Source organism: Nocardioides luteus (genome assembly GCF_000960475.2).
Classification (GTDB): Bacteria; Actinomycetota; Actinomycetes; order Propionibacteriales; family Nocardioidaceae; genus Nocardioides; species Nocardioides luteus_A.
Window position 1 is genome coordinate 88,627 of the sequence record NZ_JZDQ02000013.1, and the last position, 21,080, is coordinate 109,706.

The window sequence follows — 21,080 nt, forward strand, 5'->3', positions numbered from 1 at the left end:
GCGGCCGATGAGGGACACAGACACGAAGCGCCTACGGCGCGGTCACCTCGGCCGCGGCGCGCTCGCCCGCACGGACCGCACCGTCCATGTAGCCGGACCAGTAGGTCGATGTCTCGGTTCCCGCCCAGTGGACGCGGCCGAACGGCGTGCGGATCTGGTCCCCGAACCGGTACGTCGCCCCGAGCCCGGGATTGGCCACCGGGCCGCCGTATGACCAGCGTTCGTGCGTCCAGTCGTGCTCGGTGTAGTCGATCGGCTCGAGCGCTTCCGGGCCGAACAGCCGCGCGAACCCCTCCAGCACGCCCCGCCTGCGCTCCTCGAACGGCCGGTTTCCCCAGTCCGCCCAGGTCGCGCCGCCGACGAAGGCCAGCAGCACGCCGGGACTCCCGTCGGCGGGGCAGTTGTCGAAGGCCACCCGCACCGGCGCGACGTCGGAGATGCCGAAACCGTTGAGGCCCTTCTCCCGCCAGAACGGCTTCTCGTACACCGCATCGCACTTCATCAGCGCACCCATGAAGTGTCGCTGCAGCAGCTGCAGCCGCTTGGGCGGCAGCAGCGGGGCCCAGTCGATCTGGGTGATCAGCGGCGGCGGCGCCGCCACGATGACCCGGGCCGCGCTGACCTGCCCGCGGTCGGTGGTGACGACCGCCCGGTCGGCGAGCTGCTCGATGCGCCGGACCGGCGCCGAAAGCGCCACGATGTCGCCGAGCCGCTCGGCCAGCCGCAGCGGGATGAGCTGGGACCCACCGACGATGCGCGAGTCCTGGGCCCCGTTCTCGGTGCCGGAGGACCGCTCGAAGGTGCCGGGGTTCTGCTCGTTGCCGGCGGTGGCGAGGTACCAGAGCATGAACAGCAGCGAGACGTCGCGGGCATCCGCGCCGAGCAGCGGCTGCAGGTAGACCTCGAGCAGCTTGGCGGTGTCGGGGTTGACCGTGTTCTGCCCCACCCAGTCGTGCAGTGACGTCGAGTCCCACTCGGCCGCCTTCGCCGCCAGCCACGGCGCGTCGACCGGCACGTCCTTGGACATCTGGTCCAGCTGCAGCTGCAGGCGGCCGGCGTCGGGCAGGATCAGCGGGTCGGGCGGGACGGTGCCCTGGTAGGTCTGCCGGATGCCCCGGGAGACGTAGACGCTGTCGCCGGCGGTGTGCTCCTTGAACGTCCGGATGCCCAGCTCGTCGCAGAGCCCCAGGACGTGGTCCTGGGTCGGGCCGACGAAGGCGCCACCCGCCTCGATGACCGACCCGTCCGCGAGCTCATGGTTGAGGACCCGGCCACCGACCCGGTCGCGTGCCTCGAGCACCACCACCGAGCGGCCCTTCGCGGCCACCTCCCGTGCGGCGACCAGTCCCGAGATGCCTCCGCCGACGACCACCACGTCGACCGCCGACGGCAGCTCACCGGCTCGGCCCTTGGGCGCGGCGGAGGCGGGCAGCGCTCGCTCCGGTGGCGGTCAGTGCACCCGTTGCCGCGATGCCACCCAGCAGTCCGCGGCGGCTCAGACTCGACCTCATCTGCTCGTCCCTTCTCGCTCAGGCCGTCGCGGTCAGCTGCTTGCTCAACACCTTGGCGATGCGCTTGGCATCGATGGCGATCTCGCGGAACATCCCGCTGATCGGGTTGGAGTAGCCGATGAAGTGGAGGTTCGGCGCGCCGGCCGGGGTCGCGGTGCCGGACACGACGGGGTTGCCGGGCGCGTCGAGCACACCGAGGTGGCCGACGAGCGGCTCGAGGCCACGCCGGTAGCCCGCGGCGACGATGACCGCGTCGGGCGCGATCTCGGTGCCGTCGGCGAGCAGCACCTTGTCCCCCTCGAAGCCGGCCAGGGCGGCGACCGGTTCGACCTTCCCCGCCAGGACCGCGTCGACCAGGCCGACGTCGAGGATCGGGATCTCGCCCCGTCGCGCCCGGGTGATCACGCCCTTGCCCGGGTCGGCCAGGCCGTACGCCGACAGGTCCGGCACCTGCAGCTTGCGGGTCACCTCCGCCAGAGCGTCGCCGACCACCGTCGGCACCCGGCGCAACAGCACGCTGGTCGCCTGCGTCGGGATCGGGCCGACGGCCCGACGCATGATGTGCGGCGGCGTACGGACGGCGAGCCGCACCCGCTCCGCACCGTGCTCGGTCAGGTCGACCGCGATCTCGGCTCCGGTGTTGCCCGGACCGACCACCAGCACGTCCTTGCCCGCGTACGGCCTGCCGTTGCGGTAGCGGCTCGCGTGCAGCAGCTCGCCGGTGAAATCGTCGACCCCGGGCACGTCGGGCATGACCGGGGTGTGGTTGTAGCCGGTGGCGACCACCACCGCGTCGGCGTGCACGTCGCCCTGCGGCGAGCGCAGCAGCCAGCCCCGCTCGTCGCGCTCGACCCGCTCGACGGTGACGCCGGTGCGGATGTCGAGGCCGTGGTGCGCGGCGTACGCCTCGAGGTAGCGGACGACGCCGTCGCGCGACACCCAGCTGCCCTCCGAGCGCGGCATCGGCATCCCCGGCAGCCCGGACAGCCACCGGACCGTGTGCAGGTGGAGCCTGTCGTAGTGGTTCCGCCAGCTGGAGGCGACGTCGTCGGCGCGCTCGAGCACGACGGCGTCCACGCCCTTCGCGCGCAGTGCCGCAGCGGCGGCCAGTCCAGCGGGCCCGGCGCCGATGACGGCGACCGGGGAGGTGGTGGGGACCTGGTGCGACATGCCACGCCTCTCTCAAACCTGAACATGAGTCATATTTTCGTTACACTATGTGGCATGTCCGCAGCGAGCACAACCCCCAGCACCGGGAGCCGGACGGATCGCAGAGCGCCGGCACAGCGGCGCAGCCGGGAACGGGTCGCGAAGATCCTGGACGCGGCGGCCGGGCTGGTCGTGTCGGAGGGGGTCGACGCTCAGCACCCGCCGGATCTCTGACGCTGCCGGGGTCCCGGTGGCCTCGATCTATCAGTACTTCGCCGACAAGGAGGAGATCATCCTCGAGCTGGTGAAGCGCGACACCGAGGAGATGGACGCACACGTCGCGGAGACCGTCGCCGCGCTCGAGACGCTGAGCATCCGATCCGTCGTCACGACGACCATGCAAGCCTTCCTCGACGTCTACGCGCGGCGCAAGGAGTTCGTCGCCATCTACTTCCGCGGACGCACCAACCCCGCCGTCATCGAGTTCTGCCGCGAGCACAACGTCCGGATCGCCGAGGCCCTGTTCGCGGTGATGACCGAGGCTGGTCTGCTGTCCGAGGAGGCCGATCTCGCCCGAGGGCTGCTCGCGGTCGAGATCGGCGACCGGGTGCTGGAGTGGGCCTTCCGCGAGGGCTACACCGCCGACCAGAGGGTCGTCGACGACGGCATCGAGATCCTGGTCGGCTACCTCGAGCGGTTCGCCAACCAGATCGGTCGCACGGCGTCCGGCTGAGCGGTCAGCGCCCGTCGATACGCTGCCCGGCCCGCCAGGTCTCGGCGACCAGGGGCACGCCGGGCCGGTAGGCCAGGTGCACGTGGGACGGAGCGTCGAGAACGGCGAAGTCGGCGGCCGCGCCGGCGCTCAGGTGTCCGACGTCGGTCCGGTCGAGGGCGGCGGCACCACCGGCGGTCGCGGCCGACACGGCCTCGCTCGGCGTCATGCCCATGTCGCGTACGGCGAGGGCGATGCAGAACGGCAGCGAGCTGGTGAAGCACGAGCCCGGGTTGCAGTCCGACGCCAGCGCCACCCGGACACCGGCGTCGATCAGACGACGGGCATCGACGTACGGATGGCGGGTCGAGAACTCCACGCCGGGCAGCAGGGTGGCGACGGTGCCCGACTGGGCGAGCGCGTCGACGTCGGCGTCGCTGAGATAGGTGCAGTGGTCGACCGCCACCAGGCCGAGCTCGCAGGCCAGCTGGACGCCGCCGCCGTAGGTGAGCTGGTTGGCGTGCAGCCGGCCCTTCAGGCCGACGGCCGCCCCGGCCGCCAGGACCGCCCTGGCCTGGTCGACGTCGAAGGCACCGCGTTCGCAGAAGGCGTCGATCCAGCTGGCGTACGGCCGCGCGGCCTCGAGCATCGGGCCGGTGACCAGCGCGACGTAGTCCTCCGCACTGATCCCCTCCGGCACGACGTGGGCGCCGAGGAACGTCGTCTCCTCGGTGAACTGCCGCGCCACCGCCAGGGAGCGTGCCTCGTCGGCGACGCTCAGGCCGTAGCCGCTCTTGATCTCCAGGGTCGTGGTGCCCTGCCGACGCATCTCGGCCACGAGCCGTGCGACGTGGGCGGTGAGCTCCGCATCGCCGGCCTCGCGGGTCGCGCGCACCGTCGTACGGATGCCGCCGGCGGCGTAGCTCTCCCCCGCCATGCGCGCGGCGAACTCGGCCGAGCGGTCGCCGGCGAAGACGAGGTGGCTGTGGGAGTCGACGAACCCGGGGATGACGGCACGCCCGCCCACGTCGTACGCCGCGTCGGCGGCGGGTGCCTCGGCGGCGGGCCCCACCCACGCCACCCGGCCGTCCTCGACGACGAACGCGGCCTGCTCCATCACCGTTCCGGCGGCGTCACCGACGAAGAGCTCGCCGATGCCGGTGACCAACGTGCTCATCGAGCCAGCTCCGCGAGCGTGTCAGCGAGGGCCTCGACACCGGCGAGGCAGTCGGCCATCTCGGCGTGCTCCTCGGGTGAGTGCGAGATGCCGGTGGGGTTGCGGACGAAGAGCATCGCGGTCGGGATGCCCGCGGTCGACAGGATGCCGGCGTCGTGTCCTGCCTGGGTCGGGATGATCGGCCAGCCACCGGGCGCGGCGATCCGAGCCGCCAGGTCGGGGTCGAAGTCGACCGCGGCCGACAGCGACTCGGCGGTCACGGTGACGCTGGTCCGGTCGAGACCGGCCCGCTCGCCGGCGCGCTTCTCGAGGGTCGCGACCAGATCGCCGAGCATCGCGTCGTTCTCGCAGCGGGCGTCGAGCCAGGCGGCGACACGTGAGGGCACCGCGTTGGTGCCGTTGGGGGTGGCCTCGATCCGGCCGAAGGTGGCGCGCTGCCCGGTGCGGCGGGCCTCCTCGTCCGCGGCGAGCGCGGTCATCGCGAACGTCAGCATCGGGTCGCGCCGGTCCTCCATGCGGGTGGCGCCGGCGTGGTTGGCCTCGCCGTCGAAGTCGAAGCGCCAGCGACCGTGCGGCCAGATCCCGCTGGCGACGCCGACCGCGGCGTCGCGGTCGATGAGGTTGCGGCCCTGCTCGACGTGGAGCTCGACGTAGCAGCCGACGCGGTCCAGCCAGGCGGACCGGCCGAGCGCCGGCTCGAGGCCCGCATCGGCCATGACCTCCTCGAGCGGTCGTCCGCCACGATCGCGCAGGGCCCGCGCCTGGTCGGGCGTCGTCAGACCGGTCGCGAGCTGGGAGCCGAGGCAGCCGAGCCCGTAGCGGGAGCCCTCCTCGTCGGCGAAGACGCCGATCGCGATCGGGCGGCGCGGGTGGAACCCTCGCTCCGTCAGCACGTCGACGGCCGCGAGGGAGGAGACCACCCCGAGCGGTCCGTCGTACGCCCCGCCGTCGAGAACGCTGTCCAGATGCGACCCGGTGAGCACGGCGTCGTCGCCGCTCCCCCACCAGGCGACCAGGTTGCCGTTGCCGTCACGCTCGAGCTCGAGTCCCCGCCGGGCGCACTCCTCGGCGAACCAGGAGCGCAGCTCCATCTCGGCGGAGGTGTAGGGCTGACGGAAGTAACCCTGGGACGAGGCGGATCTGCCCACCGGGGCGATGTCGGCCCACATGCGCTCGAACGTCATGACCCGAGTCCATCGGGATCCGGGTCGCGAGGCAAGGGCTCGGACCGGGTGAACTGTCCGGTATCCCAGACATCCCGTCGGAGCGGCCTATGCGGACAGCGGCATCGCGGGCCCCGAGGACCCGCGATGCCGCTGCTGTGAGACGTGCCGGAGACTAGGCCAGACCCTGCTCCGACAAGAACGCGGTCGCCACGTCCTCGGCGTCCTTCTTGTCCACGATGACCTGCGCGACCAGCGTTGCCAGCGTCTCCGTGTCGAGCTCGGCCGAGACCGCGTCGAGCGCCTGGGAGACCTTGTCGTCGGCCTTCGCCTCGGCGATCAGCGGAACGACGTTCTCCGCCGGGAAGAGGCTCTCCGGGTCCTCAAGCATGACGAACCCGTTCTCCTGGATCGACGGGTCGGTGGTGAACAGGTCCGCCGCGTCCACCTGCCCGTTCTTGAGGGCCTGAACGGTCAACGGACCGCCGGCGTCGAGTGCGCGGAAAGTGCCGAACTCGACGCCGTAGACGTCGGCCAGACCCTTGACCCCCTGGCGCCGCGTCTTCCACTCCGGCGGGCCGCCGAGGGTCAGCTCGTCAGCGACGTCGGCGAGGTCGCCGATGGACTTCAGGGAGTACTTGTCCGCCGTCGCCTTGGTGACCGCGACGACGTCCTTGTCCTCCGCCGACGACATCGTCAGCACCGAGAGGTCCTTGGGCGCCGCGGCCGTCAGCGCCTTGTAGACCGACTCGGAGTCGGTGGCGGTGGCGTCCTCGTCGAAGTAGTGCAGGAGCGCACCCGTGTACTCCGGGATCAGGTCGATGGAGCCGTCCTGGAGGGCCGGGACGTACGCCTCGCGACTGCCGATGTTCAGGTTCTTCTTGACCTCGACGCCCTTGGCCTCCAGCGCGCCCGCGTAGATCTCGGCGATCAGGGCGCTCTCCGGGAAGTCGGCGGAACCGACGGTGATGGTGCCCTTCTCGTCGCCTCCGGCGGCATCGGTCGCCAACGGGTCGCCGCTGCCGCATCCGGCGAGCAGTGCGGCCGAGGCCGCGACGGCGAGGTAGATCTTCATTCTGTGCATGGGTGTGCTTCCTCTCGGGTCAGCTGATGGTGATCAGGGTGGAATCAGCGGACGCCTTCGGCCGCGATCGTCGGGAGGCGGTGCGACGGCCCGTCAGGCCTGCGGACACCGCGTAGCGCTGGACCAGCGCGAAGATGAGATCGACGGCGAGGGCGAGTGCTGCCACGAGGACGGCGCCCGCGGCCATCTGGCCGAAGTCGCGTACCGCGAGGCCGTCGATCAGGAGTCGCCCGAGTCCGCCCAGGCCGACGGTCGCGGCGATGGTGGCGGTCGCGACGACCTGGAGCGTCGCCGAGCGCAGGCCCGAGAAGATGAGGGGCAGCGCGCACGGCAGCTCGACCTCGAGAAGCACCTGGAGGCCTCTCATGCCCATGCCCTTCGCAGCGTCCCGGGCGCTCGCGTCGACCTCTTCGACACCCGCGTACGCACCGGCCAGGATCGGCGGGACGGCGAGCACGGCCAGCACGACGAGGCACGGGACCACGAAGGCCGCGTCGCCCGAGAGCCGGGGGCCGAGGAGCAGGACCATGATGAAGAGCAGGCCCAGGCTCGGGATGGCGCGGGCGGCGCCGGCGACGTTCACGACCAGGAACTTCCCGCGGCCGGTGTGGCCGACGTACAGGCCGAGCGGGATCGCAATGATGGCAGCTATCACGAGAGCGACGGCCGAGTAGGTCAGGTGCTCGAGGATGCGGTGCGGGACACCGTCCTCGCCGGCCCAGTGGGCGGGGTCGGTCAACCAGGTGAGGACGAGATTCATCAGGCGGCCCTCCTCGTGCGCTGCCACGGAGTGATGAGCCGGGTTCCGGCGATGATCGCGAGGTCGAAGACGAGCGCCAGCAGCACGCACGCGATGACGCCCACGAGGATCGGCTCCATGAAGTTGCGGCGGAAGCCGTCGGTGAAGAGCGAACCCAGCTGCGGTACGCCGATGATCGCCGCGACGCTGACGATGCTGACGTTGCTCACCGCGGCGACCCGGAGGCCGGCCGAGATGACCGGGACGGCCAGCGGGAGCTCGACCATGAACAGTCGCCGCACCCGCCCGAAGCCCATCGCCGTCGCCGCCTGGTTGACCGAGTCGGGGACGGCACCGAGACCGTCGGCCACCGTACGCACCAGCAGCGCCACGGTGTAGATCGTCATCGCGACGACCACGTTGACGGGGTCGAGGATCCGGGTGCCGATGAAGATCGGCATCAGGATGAACAGGGCGAGCGACGGGATCGTGTAGAGGAGACCGGTCCCGGCGATCAGCAGCGGGTAGAGGACCCGGTAGCGGCGCGCCAGCCAACCCAGCGGAACCGCGATGAGCAGCCCCAGCAGGAGCGGGAGCCCGGCGAGGTAGACGTGCCTGCCGATGAGGGAGAGGACCGCGGGCAGGTGGTCGATGGACCAGCTCATCGGGCCGCGCTCCCAGCCGGCTGCGCGGCGGCCGCGGCGGCGCGCTCGCTCTCGATGGCGTCGAGCACCTGGTGGGCGAGGACGGTGCCGGCGAACGTACCGTCCTCGTCCACGACCACGCCGCGCCGAGCCGGCGAGGACAGCGCGGCGTCGAGCAGGTTGCGCAGCGTCCCGTTCGTGGAGGCGACGGTGCCGCCGCGGTGCAGCACCTCGGAGGAGACGGTGCCGGCGACCTGTTCCGTGTTGACCCAGCCCAGCGGACGCCGACCCTCGTCGACGACCAGCGTCCACGGCTCGGTGCCCGCGGCGGCCCGCACCTGCTCCGCGCTGTCCCCGAGGCGCGCCGTCGTCTCCGCCGCGAGCGGCAGCTTCGGGGCCCTCTGGAAGCCCAGCCCGCGGTATCCCCGGTCGCGCCCCACGAAGTCGGCGACGAAGTCGTCGACGGGGTGCCCCAGGAGCCGCGCGGGCTCGGCGATCTGGGCGAGCTTGCCGCCGACCCGGAGCACCGCGACCTGGTCACCCAGCTTGATCGCCTCGTCGATGTCGTGGGTGACGAACACGATGGTCTTGCCGAGGTCGCCCTGGAGCCGGAGGAACTCGTCCTGCAGCTGGTCGCGTACGACGGGGTCGACCGCGCTGAACGGCTCATCCATCAGCATGACGGGCGGGTCGGCGGCCAGGGCACGGGCCACCCCGACGCGCTGCTGCTGACCGCCGGAGAGCTGGCTCGGGTAGCGGTCGGCGAAGGAGGTCGGCAGACCGACGCGCTCCAGCAGCTCCAGGGCACGAGCGCGCGCCTTCTTCCGGTCCCAGCCGAGCAGCATCGGGACGGTCGCGATGTTCGCGGCGACCGTGCGGTGCGGGAACAGGCCCGCCTGCTGGATCACGTAGCCGATCCCTCGACGCAGCTCGGCCGCGTCCATCGTGGTGGTGTCGCGGTCGTCGATCCAGATCCGTCCGCTCGTCGGCTCGATCATCCGGTTGATCATCCGCAGCGACGTCGTCTTGCCGCAGCCCGAGGGCCCGACGAGCACCGTGATCTTGCCGGTCGGGGCGGTCATCTCCAGGCCACCCACGGCGACGGTGCCGTCGGGGTATTCCTTGCTCACTGAGTCGAACCGGATCATCCGGCACTCACCTCCACTGCTGGGGTCATCGAATGTGGTGTGGTCCCAGTGGACCTCCCGGGCGTCCGCCGGGGATACGGGCCACAGCCCGGTACTGTCTGGGATCCGAGACTTGACCGTTCAGCTCAGAGCGCGGCCAGTTCATCGAGCAGATCGGCGGCGCGATCGAGGTCGTCGCCGAGCGACCGGTCCTCGAGGCTGGGGTCCAGGACCTGGGCGGTTCGCTCCAGCGCGGCCCGTGCGGGGATGTCGCCGAGGTCCGGCTGCTGGACGCGCAGCGCGCGCACCGCGGCCACGAGCTCGCAGGCGAGGACGTGGCGGTACGCCTCGACCACCACGATCGCCTGGCGTGCGGCCTGCGTCGAGAAGCTCGCGTGGTCCTCGAGACCGCGGGAGACCACTGCGGTGCCCATTGTCACCGGCAGCGCGGCGTGCCGCATCTGGGCGAGGGCGTCGTGGGCGACGTACTCGAGGATCATCACGCCGGAGCTGCCCGCCGGCCCCGAGGCGAGGAACGGTGTCAGGCCCGTCATGGTCGGCTCGACCAGGTCGCCGAGGCGGGCGGCGGACAGCTCGGCCACCTGGTGGACGGAGGCGCGCGCCTGGTCCAGCGCCACCGCGACGTACGCGGTGTGGAAGTGCGCGTGGTGGAACACGTCGTCGGCCTCCACGGAGATGAGGGGGTTCTCGGCACGCGCGTTGACCTCGACGGAGAGGACCTGCTCGAGCTGGGCGAGGCTGTCCAGCGCGGGTCCCTGCACCTGCGGGAAGGCCCGCAGGCCGAACGGATCCTGGATCCGGCGGCCCGGCACCGGAGGACCGGTCATCCCGAGCAAGCGACGCATCTCGGCGGCACAGTGCTGCTGGCCCGGGTGCGGTCTGGCCTCGTGCACGACCTCGGCATAGGCCTCGGCGGAGCCACCCAGCGCCAGGAAGGAGAGGGCGGCGACGGTGTGGCTGGCGCGCAGGAGCGTCTGCAGGTCGGCGCAGGCGATGACCGCCTCGGCCAGCGTCGCGGCGTTGCTGCTCATGAACGCGAGCGCGTCCCCGGTGTCGAGCGCGACCGGCGGCGCCTCGCCGACCGCCCACGGGCGCTCGCCGGCCAGGGTGAGCGCGATCTCCGCGAGGACGGTCAGGTCGCCGGTGCCGATCGCCCCGAGCCGGTGCCCCCTCGGCAGCGCGCCGAGGTCGAGAGCCTGCTCGAGAGCGTCCAGGACGCGTACGTGGACCCCGGAACCGCCTGCGGCCAGCTGGTTGAGCCGGATGACCATGGTGGCGCGGACCACGTCGGGGGCCAGCTCGAAGCCGACCCCGCCCGCATGGCTGCGGAGCAACCGGAGTCCGTGGCCCAGCGCCGCATCGCCACCGACCTCCTCCTGCCGGTTGGCGCCCACCCCGGTCGTACGTCCGTAGACGTGACGCCGGCGGGCGACGGTCTCCGCGGTCTCCCACGACTCCTGCGCCCGTTCGCGGGCGGCCGGGTCGAGCCGGACCGAGGCGCCGCCGCGAGCGACCAGGAGGATCTCGTCACGGCCGAGTGAGGTGCCGTCGATGAGTACGTGAGGTGTGCCGCGCGACATGGTGAGCTCCTTGGGGTTTCGTGGGCTCAATTCAACGCTTCGGGCATCCCGCGGCGCACTCGTCGTCAAGCGGATTCAGTCTTGGATCCCAGACGGTGACGCCGAGCCGGGGGCGGGGGCGATGCGGACGATCGCCACCGCTCCAGCACCCTCGACGGTCACGGGCCGGTCGGTGATGAGCACGTCGCCCGGGCCGAGCCTGGCCGAGTCGTCGCCCGCACGGGCGCACACCGCACCCGTGAGGCCCACCACCAGCAACGGCGACCCCTGGCGCAGAGGCTCTTCAGAACTGCCCACGTCCAGCATCTCGACCGTGGCGCTCGCCTGCCCGCGCCGGGTCATCACGTTGAGGTCGCGGGTGGGCGCCGTCACCGAGCACCGCACCGGCACGTCACCGTCGAAGGAGTACGGCACGAACGGCCGCAGCACGGTCGTCTCCCCCGGCAGCTCGAGCGTCATCGGCGGTCCGTCGATCAGCGTGATCACCCGGTCCACGCCGGGGAACGTCGAGAACTCACCCGACTCGGCGACCTCGGCGAAGCTGATCCGCCAGGCGAGGTCGGAGCCGGCGTCCGTGCCCGGCGGCCACGCGGCGACCTCGGCGGTCATGCCCCCGCCGTTGCGCCACCGGCGCCGGACGTGCTCCTCCGCGCGACGAAGGTCGAACATCGTCCTCAGATCCCGGTGATGGCGCGGTGGAGCTCACCGGCCACGTCGCCGACCGCCAGGTGCCGGCGGTCGCGGACGACCTCGTTGCCACCGACGATGACGTCGGTGACGTCCTGGGCGGCGCCGGCGAAGACCGTCGACTCGAGAAGTGTCTCGGCCTCCCATCCGGCGAGGCGCACGGAGTCGAGCGAGATCGTCGTCAGGTCGGCCAGTCCCTCCGGCGCGATCCGGCCGGCCTCCGACCAGCCCAGCGAGGCGTGCCCGTCGACGGTCGCCGCGCGCAGGAGGTCGGCCGCGGACCAGTGGCCGCGGCGCTCGGTACGCAGCCGCTCGTCGAGCTCGAGCGCCCGGGTCTCCTCCAGCAGGTCGATGACCGCGTTGCTGTCGCTTCCGAGCGAGATCGCCGAGCCGGCGTCGGCGAGGTCGCGTGCGCGTCCGATGCCGTCCGCGAGGTCGCGCTCGGTGGTCGGGGTCATGCAGATCGTCGTGTGGGAGTCACCGAGCGCGGCGACGTCCGCAAACGTCAGGTGCGTCGCGTGCACCGCCGACGAGAGCTCGCCGAGCGCCCCGTGGCGGGCGAGCAGCTCGGTCGGCGTACAGCCGTAGCGCTCCTGGCAGGCCTGGTTCTCGGCGCGCTGCTCGGAGAGGTGGAAATGGAGCGGCGCACCCTGCTCGGTCGCCCAGCCGGCCACCGTCGCGAGCTGGTCGGCGGGCACGGCGCGCACAGAGTGGATGGCCGCACCGATCCGGGCATGGCCGGCGCCGGACAGCGCCGAGACGCGGTCCGCCCAGGCCGCCGCATCCCCGTCCCCGAAGCGCAGCTGGGCGCCCTCGAGGGGCTGACCCGGAGCTCCGGTCAGGTAGCAGGCGTCGAGCAACGTGATCCGAATGCCGGCATCGGCGGCCGCCGCGATCAGGGCCTCGCCCATGGCATTCGCCTCGGCGTACGGACGGCCGTCGGGGTCGTGGTGGAGGTAGTGGAACTCCCCCACCGCGGTGATCCCGGCCAGCGCCATCTCGGCGTACGTCGCCCGGGCCAGCGCGAAGTAGGAGTCGGGGGTGAGTCGTCCGGCGACGGCGTACATGTCCTCGCGCCAGGTCCAGAAGGTGCCGCCGCCCCGGTGGGTGCGGCCGCGCAGCGCGCGGTGGAAGGCGTGCGAGTGCGCATTGGCCAGACCGGGGAGGGTGAGCCCCCGCAGGCGCGTCGCGCCTGCGGGGGCCGCCGAGCCGGTGACGCCCGGGGTGACGGCGCGGATCCGATCGCCGTCGACCTCGATGAGGACGTCGACGTCGACCCGGTCCCCGCCGAGCCAGGCGTGGTCGGCGAGGTAGGCGGTCACGCCTGCTCCCGCATGGGAATGCGCACCCCGCGCTCGTCGGCGACGGCGACGGCCTCCTCGTAGCCGGCGTCGACGTGGCGGATGACGCCCATGCCCGGGTCGTTGGTCAGGACCCGCTCGAGCTTCTGCGCCGCCAGCTCCGTGCCGTCGGCGACGCAGACCTGACCGGCGTGGATCGAACGGCCCATGCCGACGCCGCCGCCATGGTGGATCGAAACCCAGGAGGCACCCGAGGCGGTGTTGACCAGCGCGTTGAGCAGGGCCCAGTCGGCGATCGCATCGGAGCCGTCCTTCATCGCCTCGGTCTCGCGGTACGGTGAGGCGACCGAGCCGCAGTCGAGGTGGTCGCGACCGATCACGATCGGCGCGGACAGCTCGCCGCTGGCCACCATCTCGTTGAACTTCAGGCCGGCCAGATGACGCTCGCCGTAGCCCAGCCAGCAGATGCGGGCCGGGAGCCCCTGGAAGTGCACCCGCTCCTGCGCCATGGTGATCCACTTGTGCAGGCGCTCGTTCTCGGGGAAGAGCTTCAGGATCGCCTCGTCGGTCTTGCGGATGTCCTCGGGGTCGCCCGACAGCGCCGCCCACCGGAAGGGGCCCTTGCCCTCGCAGAAGAGCGGACGGATGTAGGCCGGCACGAAGCCCGGGAACTCGAAGGCCCGCTCGTAGCCACCCTTGCGCGCCTCGTCGCGGATCGAGTTGCCGTAGTCGAAGACCTCGGCGCCGGCGTCCTGGAACTCGACCATCGCGCGTACATGCGCGGCCATCGAGGCCTGGGCGTCCTTGGTGAAGCCCTCCGGGTCACGCTCGGCGGCGGCGTGCCAGTCCTCGAAGGCGACGCCCACCGGCAGGTAGGACAGCGGGTCGTGGGCCGAGGTCTGGTCCGTGACGATGTCGATCGGCGCCTTCATCTCGAGCAGCCGCGGGAAGACCTCGGCGGCGTTGCCGAGCAGGCCGATGGAGAGGCCGCGCTTCTCGTCACGTGCCGCGACCGCGAGCTCGAGGGCGTGCTCCAGGCTGTCGGCCTGGACGTCGAGGTAGCGGTGCTCGATGCGGCGGGCGATGCGGCTCTGGTCCACGTCGACGCAGATCGCGACGCCGTCGTTCATGGTCACGGCGAGCGGCTGGGCGCCACCCATGCCGCCGAGGCCGGCGGTGAGCGTGATGGTGCCGGCGAGCGTTCCCTTGAAGCGCTTGTCGGCGACGGCCGCGAACGTCTCGAACGTGCCCTGCAGGATGCCCTGGGTGCCGATGTAGATCCACGAGCCGGCGGTCATCTGGCCGTACATCGTGAGCCCGAGGTCCTCCAGCCGCCGGAACTCCTCCCAGTTGGCCCAGTCGCCGACCAGGTTGGAGTTGGCGATCAGCACACGCGGTGCCCATTCGTGGGTGCGCATGACGCCGACCGGCTTGCCGGACTGCACCAGCATGGTCTCGTCCTCACCCAGGGTCGTCAGGGTGCGGACGAGCGCGTCGTACGCCTCCCAGCTGCGGGCTGCCTTGCCGGTTCCGCCATAGACCACCAGGTCGTCGGGACGCTCGGCGTTCTCCGGATCCAGGTTGTTCATGAGCATCCGCAGCGGGGCCTCGGTCGACCAGCTGCGCGCGGTCAGCTCGGTGCCGCGGGGTGAGCGGACGGGGCGGGCGCCTTCCATGGACTTCTCCTCGTTCGGTTGTGCACGTCGATCATGAGGGCACATGGCCCACTGCCATTGCACTCCCGGCCCGGCACGAGAGGAAGGGCGTTCCCCCGATCGTGGTCTGGGATACCAGACCCCTGGCGAGGCGGTCAGCCGCCCAGCCGACGCGACAGCATCCGCGTCGTCGTACGCACCTCGCCGACCAGCCGCTCGACGAGCTCGGGCGACTGCTCCGCCTGCGGATAGGTCACCGCCACCGAGGCGACCGGATAGCCCGTGCCGTCGAGCACGGGCATGGCGACCGAGGCCAGGCCTTCGGTGACCTCCCCGTGCTCGGCGGCGAAACCGTTCGCACGGACGTCGACGAGCATCCGGCGCAGCTGGGACAGCGATGACGGCGCCCCGGGACCTTCGAGCGAGAACGCCTCGCGGTCGGCGTAGAGCGCCCTGACCTGGGGATGCGGAAGGGACGCGAGCATCGCCCGGCCCGAGGCCGTGGTCGCCGCGGGCAACCGCACCCCGACCTCGGTGATCAGGAGCGGCCGGCCCGCAGCCCGTTCCTCGATCACGTACACGACGTCGCGGCCGAGGAGCACCGAGAGATGGGCGCTGTTGCCGCAGCGGTCGGCGAGCGCGGCGACGGGCCGGCGCGCCAGCCGCTGCAACGGCTCCTGACGGGCGTAGCCGCTGCCGAGCTCGTAGGCCCCCACGCCCAGCCCGTAGACCCGCTGCTCGGGGTAGTGGACCACGAAGCCGAACTCGATGAGCGTGTTCAGCAGGTGGTACGTCGTGGAGCGCGGCAGCTCCAGAGAGCGCGCGATCGCGGACGCCTGGAGCGGGCTCGCCTGGCTCGCGAGGTGGCGCAGGATGGCGAGGGTCTGCTCGGCAGCAGGGACTCCCATGACGGCACCTCTCTCGGGGTCAGACCGGCGAACCGGTCACGGACTCGTGACCGTCAGGATCTCACCTCAGGTCTCCAGGATCTCCTTGAGCCTGGCCAGGTCCTTCGTCGTGGCGCGCCGCATCGCCAGCTCCATCGCCGGTCCGGCGATCCGGGCGAACCCGGACGGGTTGCCGCGGTTGCGCAGCGTCATCCGGGTGCCGCCGCCGTCGGCCGGCTCCCACGTGTAGGACGTCTCCATCGGGAACGGTCCGTCCGCCGTACGCATCACCAGCCGCTCCCCCGGCACCCACTCGACCACCTCGTAGGTGTAGGCCAGCCGGCGCCCGAGGAACTGGGCCACGAAGTCCATCCGCGACCCGACCCGCATCGGCGGCTGCGTACGCCACTCGACGGAGCGGATGTTGGCGTACCAGGTCGGGGCGTTGCCCGGGTCGCCGGCGTAGGCGGACACCTCGGCCGGCGAACGCCGGATCGTCGTCTCCACCATCACGTCCACGCTCATGGCCCCATCGTCCTCCGAGACCGGGTTGTCGGCCAGAGCGACCACGAGGGATCAGGCCAGAGCGGCGACCGCGTCAGCGAGATCGTCGACGGAGCGGGCGCGCTCGGGGAGGCTGCCGTCGAGGCCCAGGCTGAGCTGGAGACCCTGGAAGGCGGCGTCGATGACATGGGCTGCCCGTTCCGCGACCGCTGAACCCACTCCGGACTTCTCCAGGTGCGCGATCAGGCCGGCGATCCACACCGCGTTGGCCTCACGGACCGCCGAGGCGTACGGCTCCCGGCCGAAGAGGCCGAGCGCGGCCGCCTCCACATAGATCCAGCTGCACCGGTCGCCCTCCATCACCGACCACAGGTCGTGGACGGCGCTCCGCAGGTCCTCGGAGGGCTCGAGCGAGGCGACCTCGGCGACCGACCGCTCGTTGGACGTGCGGAGCACATCTGCGACCAGCTGGTCCTTGGTGCCGAAGTGGTAGAGCAGGACCCGGTTGCTCGTGCCCAGCTTGGCCGCCAGCGGGCGCAGGCTCAGGCCGATCAGGCCGTGCTCGTGGACGTAGTCGGTCGCCAGCTCGGCCCAGGCAGCACGGCGCTGCGGGTCCTTGGCCGGGGCGGTGCTCACGCTCGTCATGCGGCGACTGTAACAACCGATGGAGTGATTTGTATCAGCTGCAACAATTTTGTACCGCCTGCAACAATTTTGTCCGTGTAGCCCTTGACCTGGCCCTTCGGGTCCGCGCAGGATCTTCTGCAATTCACCCGCGGTTGCCTTGTGCGCAACCCGACGCCGGAGGTTGCATGAGCGAGATCTACATCGACGGGCGCTGGACGCCCGCGCAGTCGGGCGAGCAGCGGGAGATCCGCTGTCCTGCCGACGGCGCGGTCGTCGGAACCGTTGCGGAGGCCGGCGCGGAGGACACCCACGCCGCGATCGCAGCGGCACGCCGCGCCTTCGACGAGGGCCCCTGGCCCCGCTCCTCGGCGGCCGAGCGCGGTGCCCTGCTGGAGCGGGTCGCCCGTCTGCTCGAGCGCGACAAGCAGCTGGTGGCCCGGGCCGAGTCGCTCGACACCGGCAAGCGCTTCGTCGAGAGCGAGATCGACGTCGACGACGTCGTCTCCGTCTTCGACCACTACGCGCGCCTCGCCGTCGAGGACCACAGCCGCCCGGTCGTGACCGACCGGCCCGAGGTCGAGTCGGTGATCGTCCACGAGCCCGTCGGCGTCTGCGCCCTCATCACGCCGTGGAACTACCCGCTCCTCCAGACCGCCTGGAAGGTCGCCCCGGCCCTCGCCGCGGGCAACACCTTCGTCCTCAAGCCGAGCGAGCTGACCCCGCACACCGCGATCCACCTGATGCGGCTGCTCGACGAGGCCGGGCTCCCGGCGGGCGTGGGCAACCTCGTCCTCGGCGCCGGCCCGGTCGCGGGGGCTCCGCTCGCGGAGGACCCGCGGGTCGACCTGCTCTCCTTCACCGGCGGCCTCGAGACCGGCAAGCACCTGATGGCCACCGCCGCCGCGACGGTCAAGAAGGTCGCCCTCGAGCTCGGCGGCAAGAACCCCAACATCGTCTTCGCGGACGCCGATCGCGAGACGGCCCTGGACAACGCGCTGACCGCGGTCTTCCTCCACTCCGGGCAGGTCTGCTCCGCCGGCGCCCGCCTCCTCATCGAGGAGTCGATCCACGACGAGTTCGTCGACGCCCTCGTCGAGCGGGCCTCGGCCATCCGCCTCGGCGGCCCCTTCGACGACAAGGCGGAGACCGGTCCGCTCATCTCGCTGCCCCACCTGGAGAAGGTGGCGGCGTACGTCGAGGCAGGCATCAGCGAGGGCGCCGTGCTGCGCTGCGGTGGCACCCGCCTCACCGATCCCGAGCACGCCGACGGCTACTTCTTCCCTCCCACGGTGCTCGACGGTTGCACCGCCGGGATGACCGTCCTGCGCGAGGAGTCCTTCGGGCCCGTGCTGACGGTGGAGACCTTCCGCACCGAGGAGGAGGCGCTGGCGCTGGCCAACGACACGATCTTCGGTCTGGCCGGCGGGGTGTGGACCTCCGACCCCGACCGAGCGCGCCGCATCGCCGCGGGCCTGCGCGCCGGCACGGTCTGGATCAATGACTTCCACCCCTACGTGCCGCAGGCCGAGTGGGGCGGATTCAAGCAGTCCGGCGTCGGCCGCGAGCTCGGCATGGCCGGCCTGGACGAATATCGCGAGACGAAGCACATCTGGCACAACACCACCCCCGAGCCCAGCCGTTGGTTCGGCGCGTGAGAGCAGGAGCTACTTCGATGGACAAGCAGTACGACTACGTGATCGTCGGCGGTGGTTCCGCGGGCAGCGCCCTGGCCGCGCGCCTCAGCGAGGATCCCGCTCACCGCGTCCTGGTGCTCGAGGCCGGGCACAGCGACTACAAGATCGACCCGTTCGTGCACATGCCGGCGGCCCTCCCCTTCCCGATCGGCAGCAAGCTCTACGACTGGAAGTACGAGACGGACCCCGAGCCGCACATGGGCGGCCGCAAGGTCTACCACGCCCGCGGCAAGGTCCTCGGTGGCTCCAGCTCGATCAACGGGATGATCTTCCAGCGCGGCAACCCGCTCGACTACGAGCGCTGGGCCTCGGACCCGGGCATGGAGACCTGGGACTACGCCCACTGTCTGCCCTACTTCAAGCGGATGGAGTCACGGCACCTGGCCGACGGCAGCTCCGGCGCCGACGACTGGCGCGGCGGCGACGGCCCGCTCCACCTCGAGCGCGGCAAGTGCGAGAACCCGCTCTTCGGGGCGTTCTTCGAGGCCGTCCAGGAGGCCGGCTACCCGCTGACCGACGACGTCAACGGCTACCGCCAGGAGGGCTTCGCTCCCTTCGACCGCAACGTCAAGCGCGGCCGCCGCTGGTCGGCCGCCCGTGCGTACCTGCACCCGGCGAAGAAGCGCCCGAACCTCACCGTGCAGACCTTCGCCTTCGTCGAGAAGATCCTCTTCGACACCACCGGCGAGACCCCGCGCGCGACCGGTGTCGAATACACCCGCGGCGTGGGCCGCGCCGCCCGCCGGCACACCGTCCACGCCGGTGAGGTGATCCTCTGCGGCGGCGCGATCAACACCCCGCAGCTGCTCCAGCTCAGCGGCATCGGCGACCGCGAGCTCCTCGCCGAGCACGACATCCCGCTGGTCCACCACCTGCCCGGCGTCGGCGCCAACCTCCAGGACCACCTCGAGGTCTACATCCAGTACGCCTCGAAGGAGCCGGTCTCGATCGCCCCCGGCCTCGCCTGGCACCAGCGCCCGAAGATCGCCTTCCAGTGGCTCTTCCAGCGCAAGGGCCTCGGTGCGACCAACCACTTCGAGGGTGGCGGCTTCTGTCGCTCCAACGAGGACGTCGACTACCCCAACCTGATGTTCCACTTCCTGCCGATCGCGATCCGCTACGACGGCAGCAGCCCGACCGAGGGTCACGGCTACCAGGTCCACATCGGCCCGATGTACGCCGACACCCGCGGCTGGGTCCGGATCAGGTCCAAGGACCCGCGCGTGCACCCCTCGATGCAGTTCAACTACCTCTCGACGCCCACCGACCGCAAGGAGTGGGTGGAGGCGATCCGGGTGGCCCGCAACATCCTCAACCAGCCGGCCTTCGCGAAGTACAACGACGGGGAGATCTCGCCCGGACCGTCCGTGGAGACCGACGAGGAGATCCTCGAGTGGGTCCGCAAGGACGCCGAGACCGCACTGCACCCGTCGTGCACCGCGGCCATGGGCACCGGCGAGATGGCCGTGACCGACCCGCTCACCATGAAGGTGCACGGCACCGACGGCCTGCGGGTCTGCGACGCCAGCGTCTTCCCCTACGTCACCAACGGCAACATCTACGCCCCGGTGATGATGGTGGCCGAGAAGACCGCCGACCTGATCCTCGGCAAGACCCCGCTGCCCCCGTCCGAGGTTCCCTTCTACAACTACCGCGAGGGCAGCCCGCTCGACCCCGAGCCGGCGGTCAGGACAGGTGAGCCGGCATGACCATTCGGACCACGGACACCCAGAGCCCCGACATCCCCGGAGCTCCCGACGCGGCTGCCGGCAGTCAGCCCGCCCTCAAGGTCGAGGGCCTGTGGAAGATCTTCGGCGCCAAGGCCGACAAGATCATCGGCTCCGGCGACGCGGAGCTGTCCCGCACGGACCTGCAGGCCAAGACCGGCTGCGTCGCCGCGGTCAAGGACATCTCCTTCGAGGTCCAGCCGGGCGAGGTCTTCGTGATCATGGGCCTGTCGGGGTCGGGAAAGTCCACGCTGGTCCGGCTGCTCAACCGGCTCATCGAGCCCACCGACGGCAGCGTGGTCATCAACGGCGAGGAGATCACCTCCGTCTCGTCCGGCAAGCTGCGCGACATGCGGCGCCGGCACATGGCGATGGTCTTCCAGCACTTCGGCCTGCTTCCGCACCGCAAGGTGATCGACAACGTGGCGTACGGGCTCGAGGTCCGCGGCGAGAGCAAGGCCGAGCGCCGTCGCCGGGCCCAGGAGATGGTCGACCTGGTCGGCCTCTCGGGCTACGAGAACTCCTTCCCCGACCAGCTCTCCGGCGGCATGCAGCAGCGCGTCGGGCTGGCCCGGGCGCTCGCGGTCGACCCGCAGGTGCTCTTCTTCGACGAGCCGTTCTCGGCCCTCGACCCGCTGATCCGGCGCGACATGCAGGACGAGATCGTGCGGCTGCACCACGAGGTCGGCAAGACCATGGTCTTCATCACCCACGACCTCCAGGAAGCCATCAAGCTCGGCGACCGGATCCTCATCATGCGCGACGGCGAGATGGTGCAGTGCGGCACCGCCGCCGAGATCGTCGCCCACCCGGCCGACGACTACGTCCGCGACTTCGTCAGCGAGGTCCCGAAGGGGCACGTGCTGACGCTGCGGTACGTCATGCAGCCCGTACGTCCCAGCGACTCCCTCGAGGGACCCGCCATGGATCCCGACACGGTCGTGTGGAAGGCCGCCCGCGCGGCCCTGGCCTCCGCCCATCCCGTGCGCGTGGTCGAGAACGGCGAGCTGATCGGCATCGTCGACGACGAGGCGATCCTGCGCGTCGTGGTCGCCGAGGAAGAGCCCGGCACGGAGACTGGGGAGTGAGTG

Annotated in this window: 20 protein-coding genes; 5 read left to right on the forward strand and 15 right to left on the reverse strand. The window is 71.3% G+C overall.

Annotated features, from left to right (window positions below; genetic code table 11):
* Positions 1-31 precede the first annotated feature (31 nt).
* The gene (locus UG56_RS11050; protein WP_305728735.1) at positions 32-1,375 is read right to left on the reverse strand and encodes a flavin monoamine oxidase family protein; all 1,344 of its coding nucleotides are present in this window, start codon (positions 1,373-1,375) and stop codon (positions 32-34) included.
* A 154-nt stretch (positions 1,376-1,529) separates the two neighbouring features.
* Positions 1,530-2,681, reverse strand: coding sequence for a flavin-containing monooxygenase (locus UG56_RS11055; RefSeq protein ID WP_045548885.1), 1,152 nt, complete (start codon positions 2,679-2,681; stop codon positions 1,530-1,532).
* A gap of 54 nt (positions 2,682-2,735) precedes the next feature.
* Here UG56_RS11055 and UG56_RS28675 point away from each other — a divergent pair, with 54 nt between their 5' ends.
* Together UG56_RS28675 and UG56_RS28680 are read left to right on the forward strand one after the other, a co-directional pair.
* Positions 2,736-2,894, forward strand: a complete 159-nt coding sequence (locus tag UG56_RS28675) for a hypothetical protein (RefSeq protein ID WP_218145193.1) — start codon at positions 2,736-2,738, stop codon at positions 2,892-2,894.
* A gap of 16 nt (positions 2,895-2,910) precedes the next feature.
* On the forward strand, positions 2,911-3,393 hold the full coding sequence (locus tag UG56_RS28680) for a TetR/AcrR family transcriptional regulator (RefSeq protein WP_071327026.1): 483 nt from the start codon (positions 2,911-2,913) through the stop codon (positions 3,391-3,393).
* A gap of 4 nt (positions 3,394-3,397) precedes the next feature.
* Here UG56_RS28680 and hutI read toward each other — a convergent pair whose 3' ends face one another.
* The 13 genes from hutI to UG56_RS11125 form a co-directional block, all read right to left on the reverse strand.
* Complete coding sequence (gene hutI, locus UG56_RS11065) at positions 3,398-4,549, reverse strand: imidazolonepropionase (protein WP_045548887.1); 1,152 nt, start codon at positions 4,547-4,549, stop codon at positions 3,398-3,400.
* The gene (locus UG56_RS11070; RefSeq protein ID WP_045548888.1) at positions 4,546-5,733 is read right to left on the reverse strand and encodes an allantoate amidohydrolase; all 1,188 of its coding nucleotides are present in this window, start codon (positions 5,731-5,733) and stop codon (positions 4,546-4,548) included. Before UG56_RS11070 ends, hutI begins: the two co-directional genes overlap by 4 nt.
* 154 nt (positions 5,734-5,887) lie before the next feature.
* Positions 5,888-6,796, reverse strand: a complete 909-nt coding sequence (locus UG56_RS11075) for an ABC transporter substrate-binding protein (RefSeq protein WP_143054997.1) — start codon at positions 6,794-6,796, stop codon at positions 5,888-5,890.
* 19 nt (positions 6,797-6,815) lie between these two features.
* Positions 6,816-7,556 (reverse strand): ABC transporter permease, encoded by a 741-nt coding sequence (locus UG56_RS11080; RefSeq protein WP_045548901.1) that lies wholly within the window; start codon positions 7,554-7,556, stop codon positions 6,816-6,818.
* The gene (locus tag UG56_RS11085; RefSeq protein WP_045548890.1) at positions 7,556-8,200 is read right to left on the reverse strand and encodes an ABC transporter permease; all 645 of its coding nucleotides are present in this window, start codon (positions 8,198-8,200) and stop codon (positions 7,556-7,558) included. Before UG56_RS11085 ends, UG56_RS11080 begins: the two co-directional genes overlap by 1 nt.
* Positions 8,197-9,327: an ABC transporter ATP-binding protein gene (locus tag UG56_RS11090; protein WP_045548891.1), complete on the reverse strand. Its 1,131-nt coding sequence runs from the start codon at positions 9,325-9,327 to the stop codon at positions 8,197-8,199. The genes UG56_RS11085 and UG56_RS11090 overlap by 4 nt, the downstream gene beginning before the upstream one ends.
* 125 nt (positions 9,328-9,452) lie before the next feature.
* The gene (locus tag UG56_RS11095) at positions 9,453-10,907 is read right to left on the reverse strand and encodes an aromatic amino acid ammonia-lyase (protein ID WP_071327027.1); all 1,455 of its coding nucleotides are present in this window, start codon (positions 10,905-10,907) and stop codon (positions 9,453-9,455) included.
* 75 nt (positions 10,908-10,982) lie between these two features.
* Positions 10,983-11,576, reverse strand: coding sequence for a HutD/Ves family protein (locus UG56_RS11100; RefSeq protein WP_052693548.1), 594 nt, complete (start codon positions 11,574-11,576; stop codon positions 10,983-10,985).
* Between the two features lie 5 nt (positions 11,577-11,581).
* Positions 11,582-12,916 (reverse strand): formimidoylglutamate deiminase, encoded by a 1,335-nt coding sequence (locus UG56_RS11105; protein WP_045548893.1) that lies wholly within the window; start codon positions 12,914-12,916, stop codon positions 11,582-11,584.
* Positions 12,913-14,571: a urocanate hydratase gene (hutU, locus tag UG56_RS11110; RefSeq protein ID WP_045548894.1), complete on the reverse strand. Its 1,659-nt coding sequence runs from the start codon at positions 14,569-14,571 to the stop codon at positions 12,913-12,915. Before hutU ends, UG56_RS11105 begins: the two co-directional genes overlap by 4 nt.
* A 134-nt stretch (positions 14,572-14,705) precedes the next feature.
* Positions 14,706-15,458, reverse strand: coding sequence for an IclR family transcriptional regulator (locus UG56_RS11115; RefSeq protein ID WP_045548895.1), 753 nt, complete (start codon positions 15,456-15,458; stop codon positions 14,706-14,708).
* 66 nt (positions 15,459-15,524) lie between these two features.
* Positions 15,525-15,962: an SRPBCC family protein gene (locus UG56_RS11120; protein ID WP_045548903.1), complete on the reverse strand. Its 438-nt coding sequence runs from the start codon at positions 15,960-15,962 to the stop codon at positions 15,525-15,527.
* 51 nt (positions 15,963-16,013) lie between these two features.
* The gene (locus UG56_RS11125; protein ID WP_052693550.1) at positions 16,014-16,586 is read right to left on the reverse strand and encodes a TetR/AcrR family transcriptional regulator; all 573 of its coding nucleotides are present in this window, start codon (positions 16,584-16,586) and stop codon (positions 16,014-16,016) included.
* Between the two features lie 167 nt (positions 16,587-16,753).
* On the opposite strand from UG56_RS11125, the gene UG56_RS11130 reads away from it, so the two are divergent.
* Genes UG56_RS11130 through UG56_RS11140 form a run of 3 tightly spaced genes read left to right on the forward strand, consistent with a single transcriptional unit; the run spans position 16,754 to position 21,077 of the window.
* Entirely contained in the window at positions 16,754-18,223 is a 1,470-nt protein-coding gene (locus UG56_RS11130) for an aldehyde dehydrogenase family protein (RefSeq protein ID WP_045548896.1), read from the forward strand.
* Positions 18,224-18,240: 17 nt separating this feature from the next.
* Positions 18,241-19,971: a choline dehydrogenase gene (gene betA, locus UG56_RS11135; protein ID WP_045548897.1), complete on the forward strand. Its 1,731-nt coding sequence runs from the start codon at positions 18,241-18,243 to the stop codon at positions 19,969-19,971.
* On the forward strand, positions 19,968-21,077 hold the full coding sequence (locus UG56_RS11140) for a quaternary amine ABC transporter ATP-binding protein (protein ID WP_045548898.1): 1,110 nt from the start codon (positions 19,968-19,970) through the stop codon (positions 21,075-21,077). Before betA ends, UG56_RS11140 begins: the two co-directional genes overlap by 4 nt.
* The last annotated feature ends 3 nt before the right edge of the window (positions 21,078-21,080 follow it).

Bases quoted from the DNA above. Each gene is read 5' to 3' on its own strand.
- UG56_RS11140 (WP_045548898.1), top strand. From the start codon at position 19,968: ATGACCATTCGGACCACGGACACCCAGAGCCCCGACATCCCCGGAGCT.
- UG56_RS11125 (WP_052693550.1), bottom strand. From the start codon at position 16,586: ATGACGAGCGTGAGCACCGCCCCGGCCAAGGACCCGCAGCGCCGTGCT.
- hutI (WP_045548887.1), bottom strand. From the start codon at position 4,549: ATGAGCACGTTGGTCACCGGCATCGGCGAGCTCTTCGTCGGTGACGCC.
- UG56_RS11130 (WP_045548896.1), top strand. From the start codon at position 16,754: ATGAGCGAGATCTACATCGACGGGCGCTGGACGCCCGCGCAGTCGGGC.
- UG56_RS11075 (WP_143054997.1), bottom strand. From the start codon at position 6,796: ATGCACAGAATGAAGATCTACCTCGCCGTCGCGGCCTCGGCCGCACTG.
- UG56_RS11090 (WP_045548891.1), bottom strand. From the start codon at position 9,327: ATGATCCGGTTCGACTCAGTGAGCAAGGAATACCCCGACGGCACCGTC.
- UG56_RS28675 (WP_218145193.1), top strand. From the start codon at position 2,736: ATGTCCGCAGCGAGCACAACCCCCAGCACCGGGAGCCGGACGGATCGC.
- hutU (WP_045548894.1), bottom strand. From the start codon at position 14,571: ATGGAAGGCGCCCGCCCCGTCCGCTCACCCCGCGGCACCGAGCTGACC.
- UG56_RS11080 (WP_045548901.1), bottom strand. From the start codon at position 7,556: ATGAATCTCGTCCTCACCTGGTTGACCGACCCCGCCCACTGGGCCGGC.
- UG56_RS11055 (WP_045548885.1), bottom strand. From the start codon at position 2,681: ATGTCGCACCAGGTCCCCACCACCTCCCCGGTCGCCGTCATCGGCGCC.
- UG56_RS11070 (WP_045548888.1), bottom strand. From the start codon at position 5,733: ATGACGTTCGAGCGCATGTGGGCCGACATCGCCCCGGTGGGCAGATCC.
- UG56_RS11100 (WP_052693548.1), bottom strand. From the start codon at position 11,576: ATGTTCGACCTTCGTCGCGCGGAGGAGCACGTCCGGCGCCGGTGGCGC.
- betA (WP_045548897.1), top strand. From the start codon at position 18,241: ATGGACAAGCAGTACGACTACGTGATCGTCGGCGGTGGTTCCGCGGGC.
- UG56_RS11120 (WP_045548903.1), bottom strand. From the start codon at position 15,962: ATGAGCGTGGACGTGATGGTGGAGACGACGATCCGGCGTTCGCCGGCC.
- UG56_RS11095 (WP_071327027.1), bottom strand. From the start codon at position 10,907: ATGTCGCGCGGCACACCTCACGTACTCATCGACGGCACCTCACTCGGC.
- UG56_RS11085 (WP_045548890.1), bottom strand. From the start codon at position 8,200: ATGAGCTGGTCCATCGACCACCTGCCCGCGGTCCTCTCCCTCATCGGC.
- UG56_RS11115 (WP_045548895.1), bottom strand. From the start codon at position 15,458: ATGGGAGTCCCTGCTGCCGAGCAGACCCTCGCCATCCTGCGCCACCTC.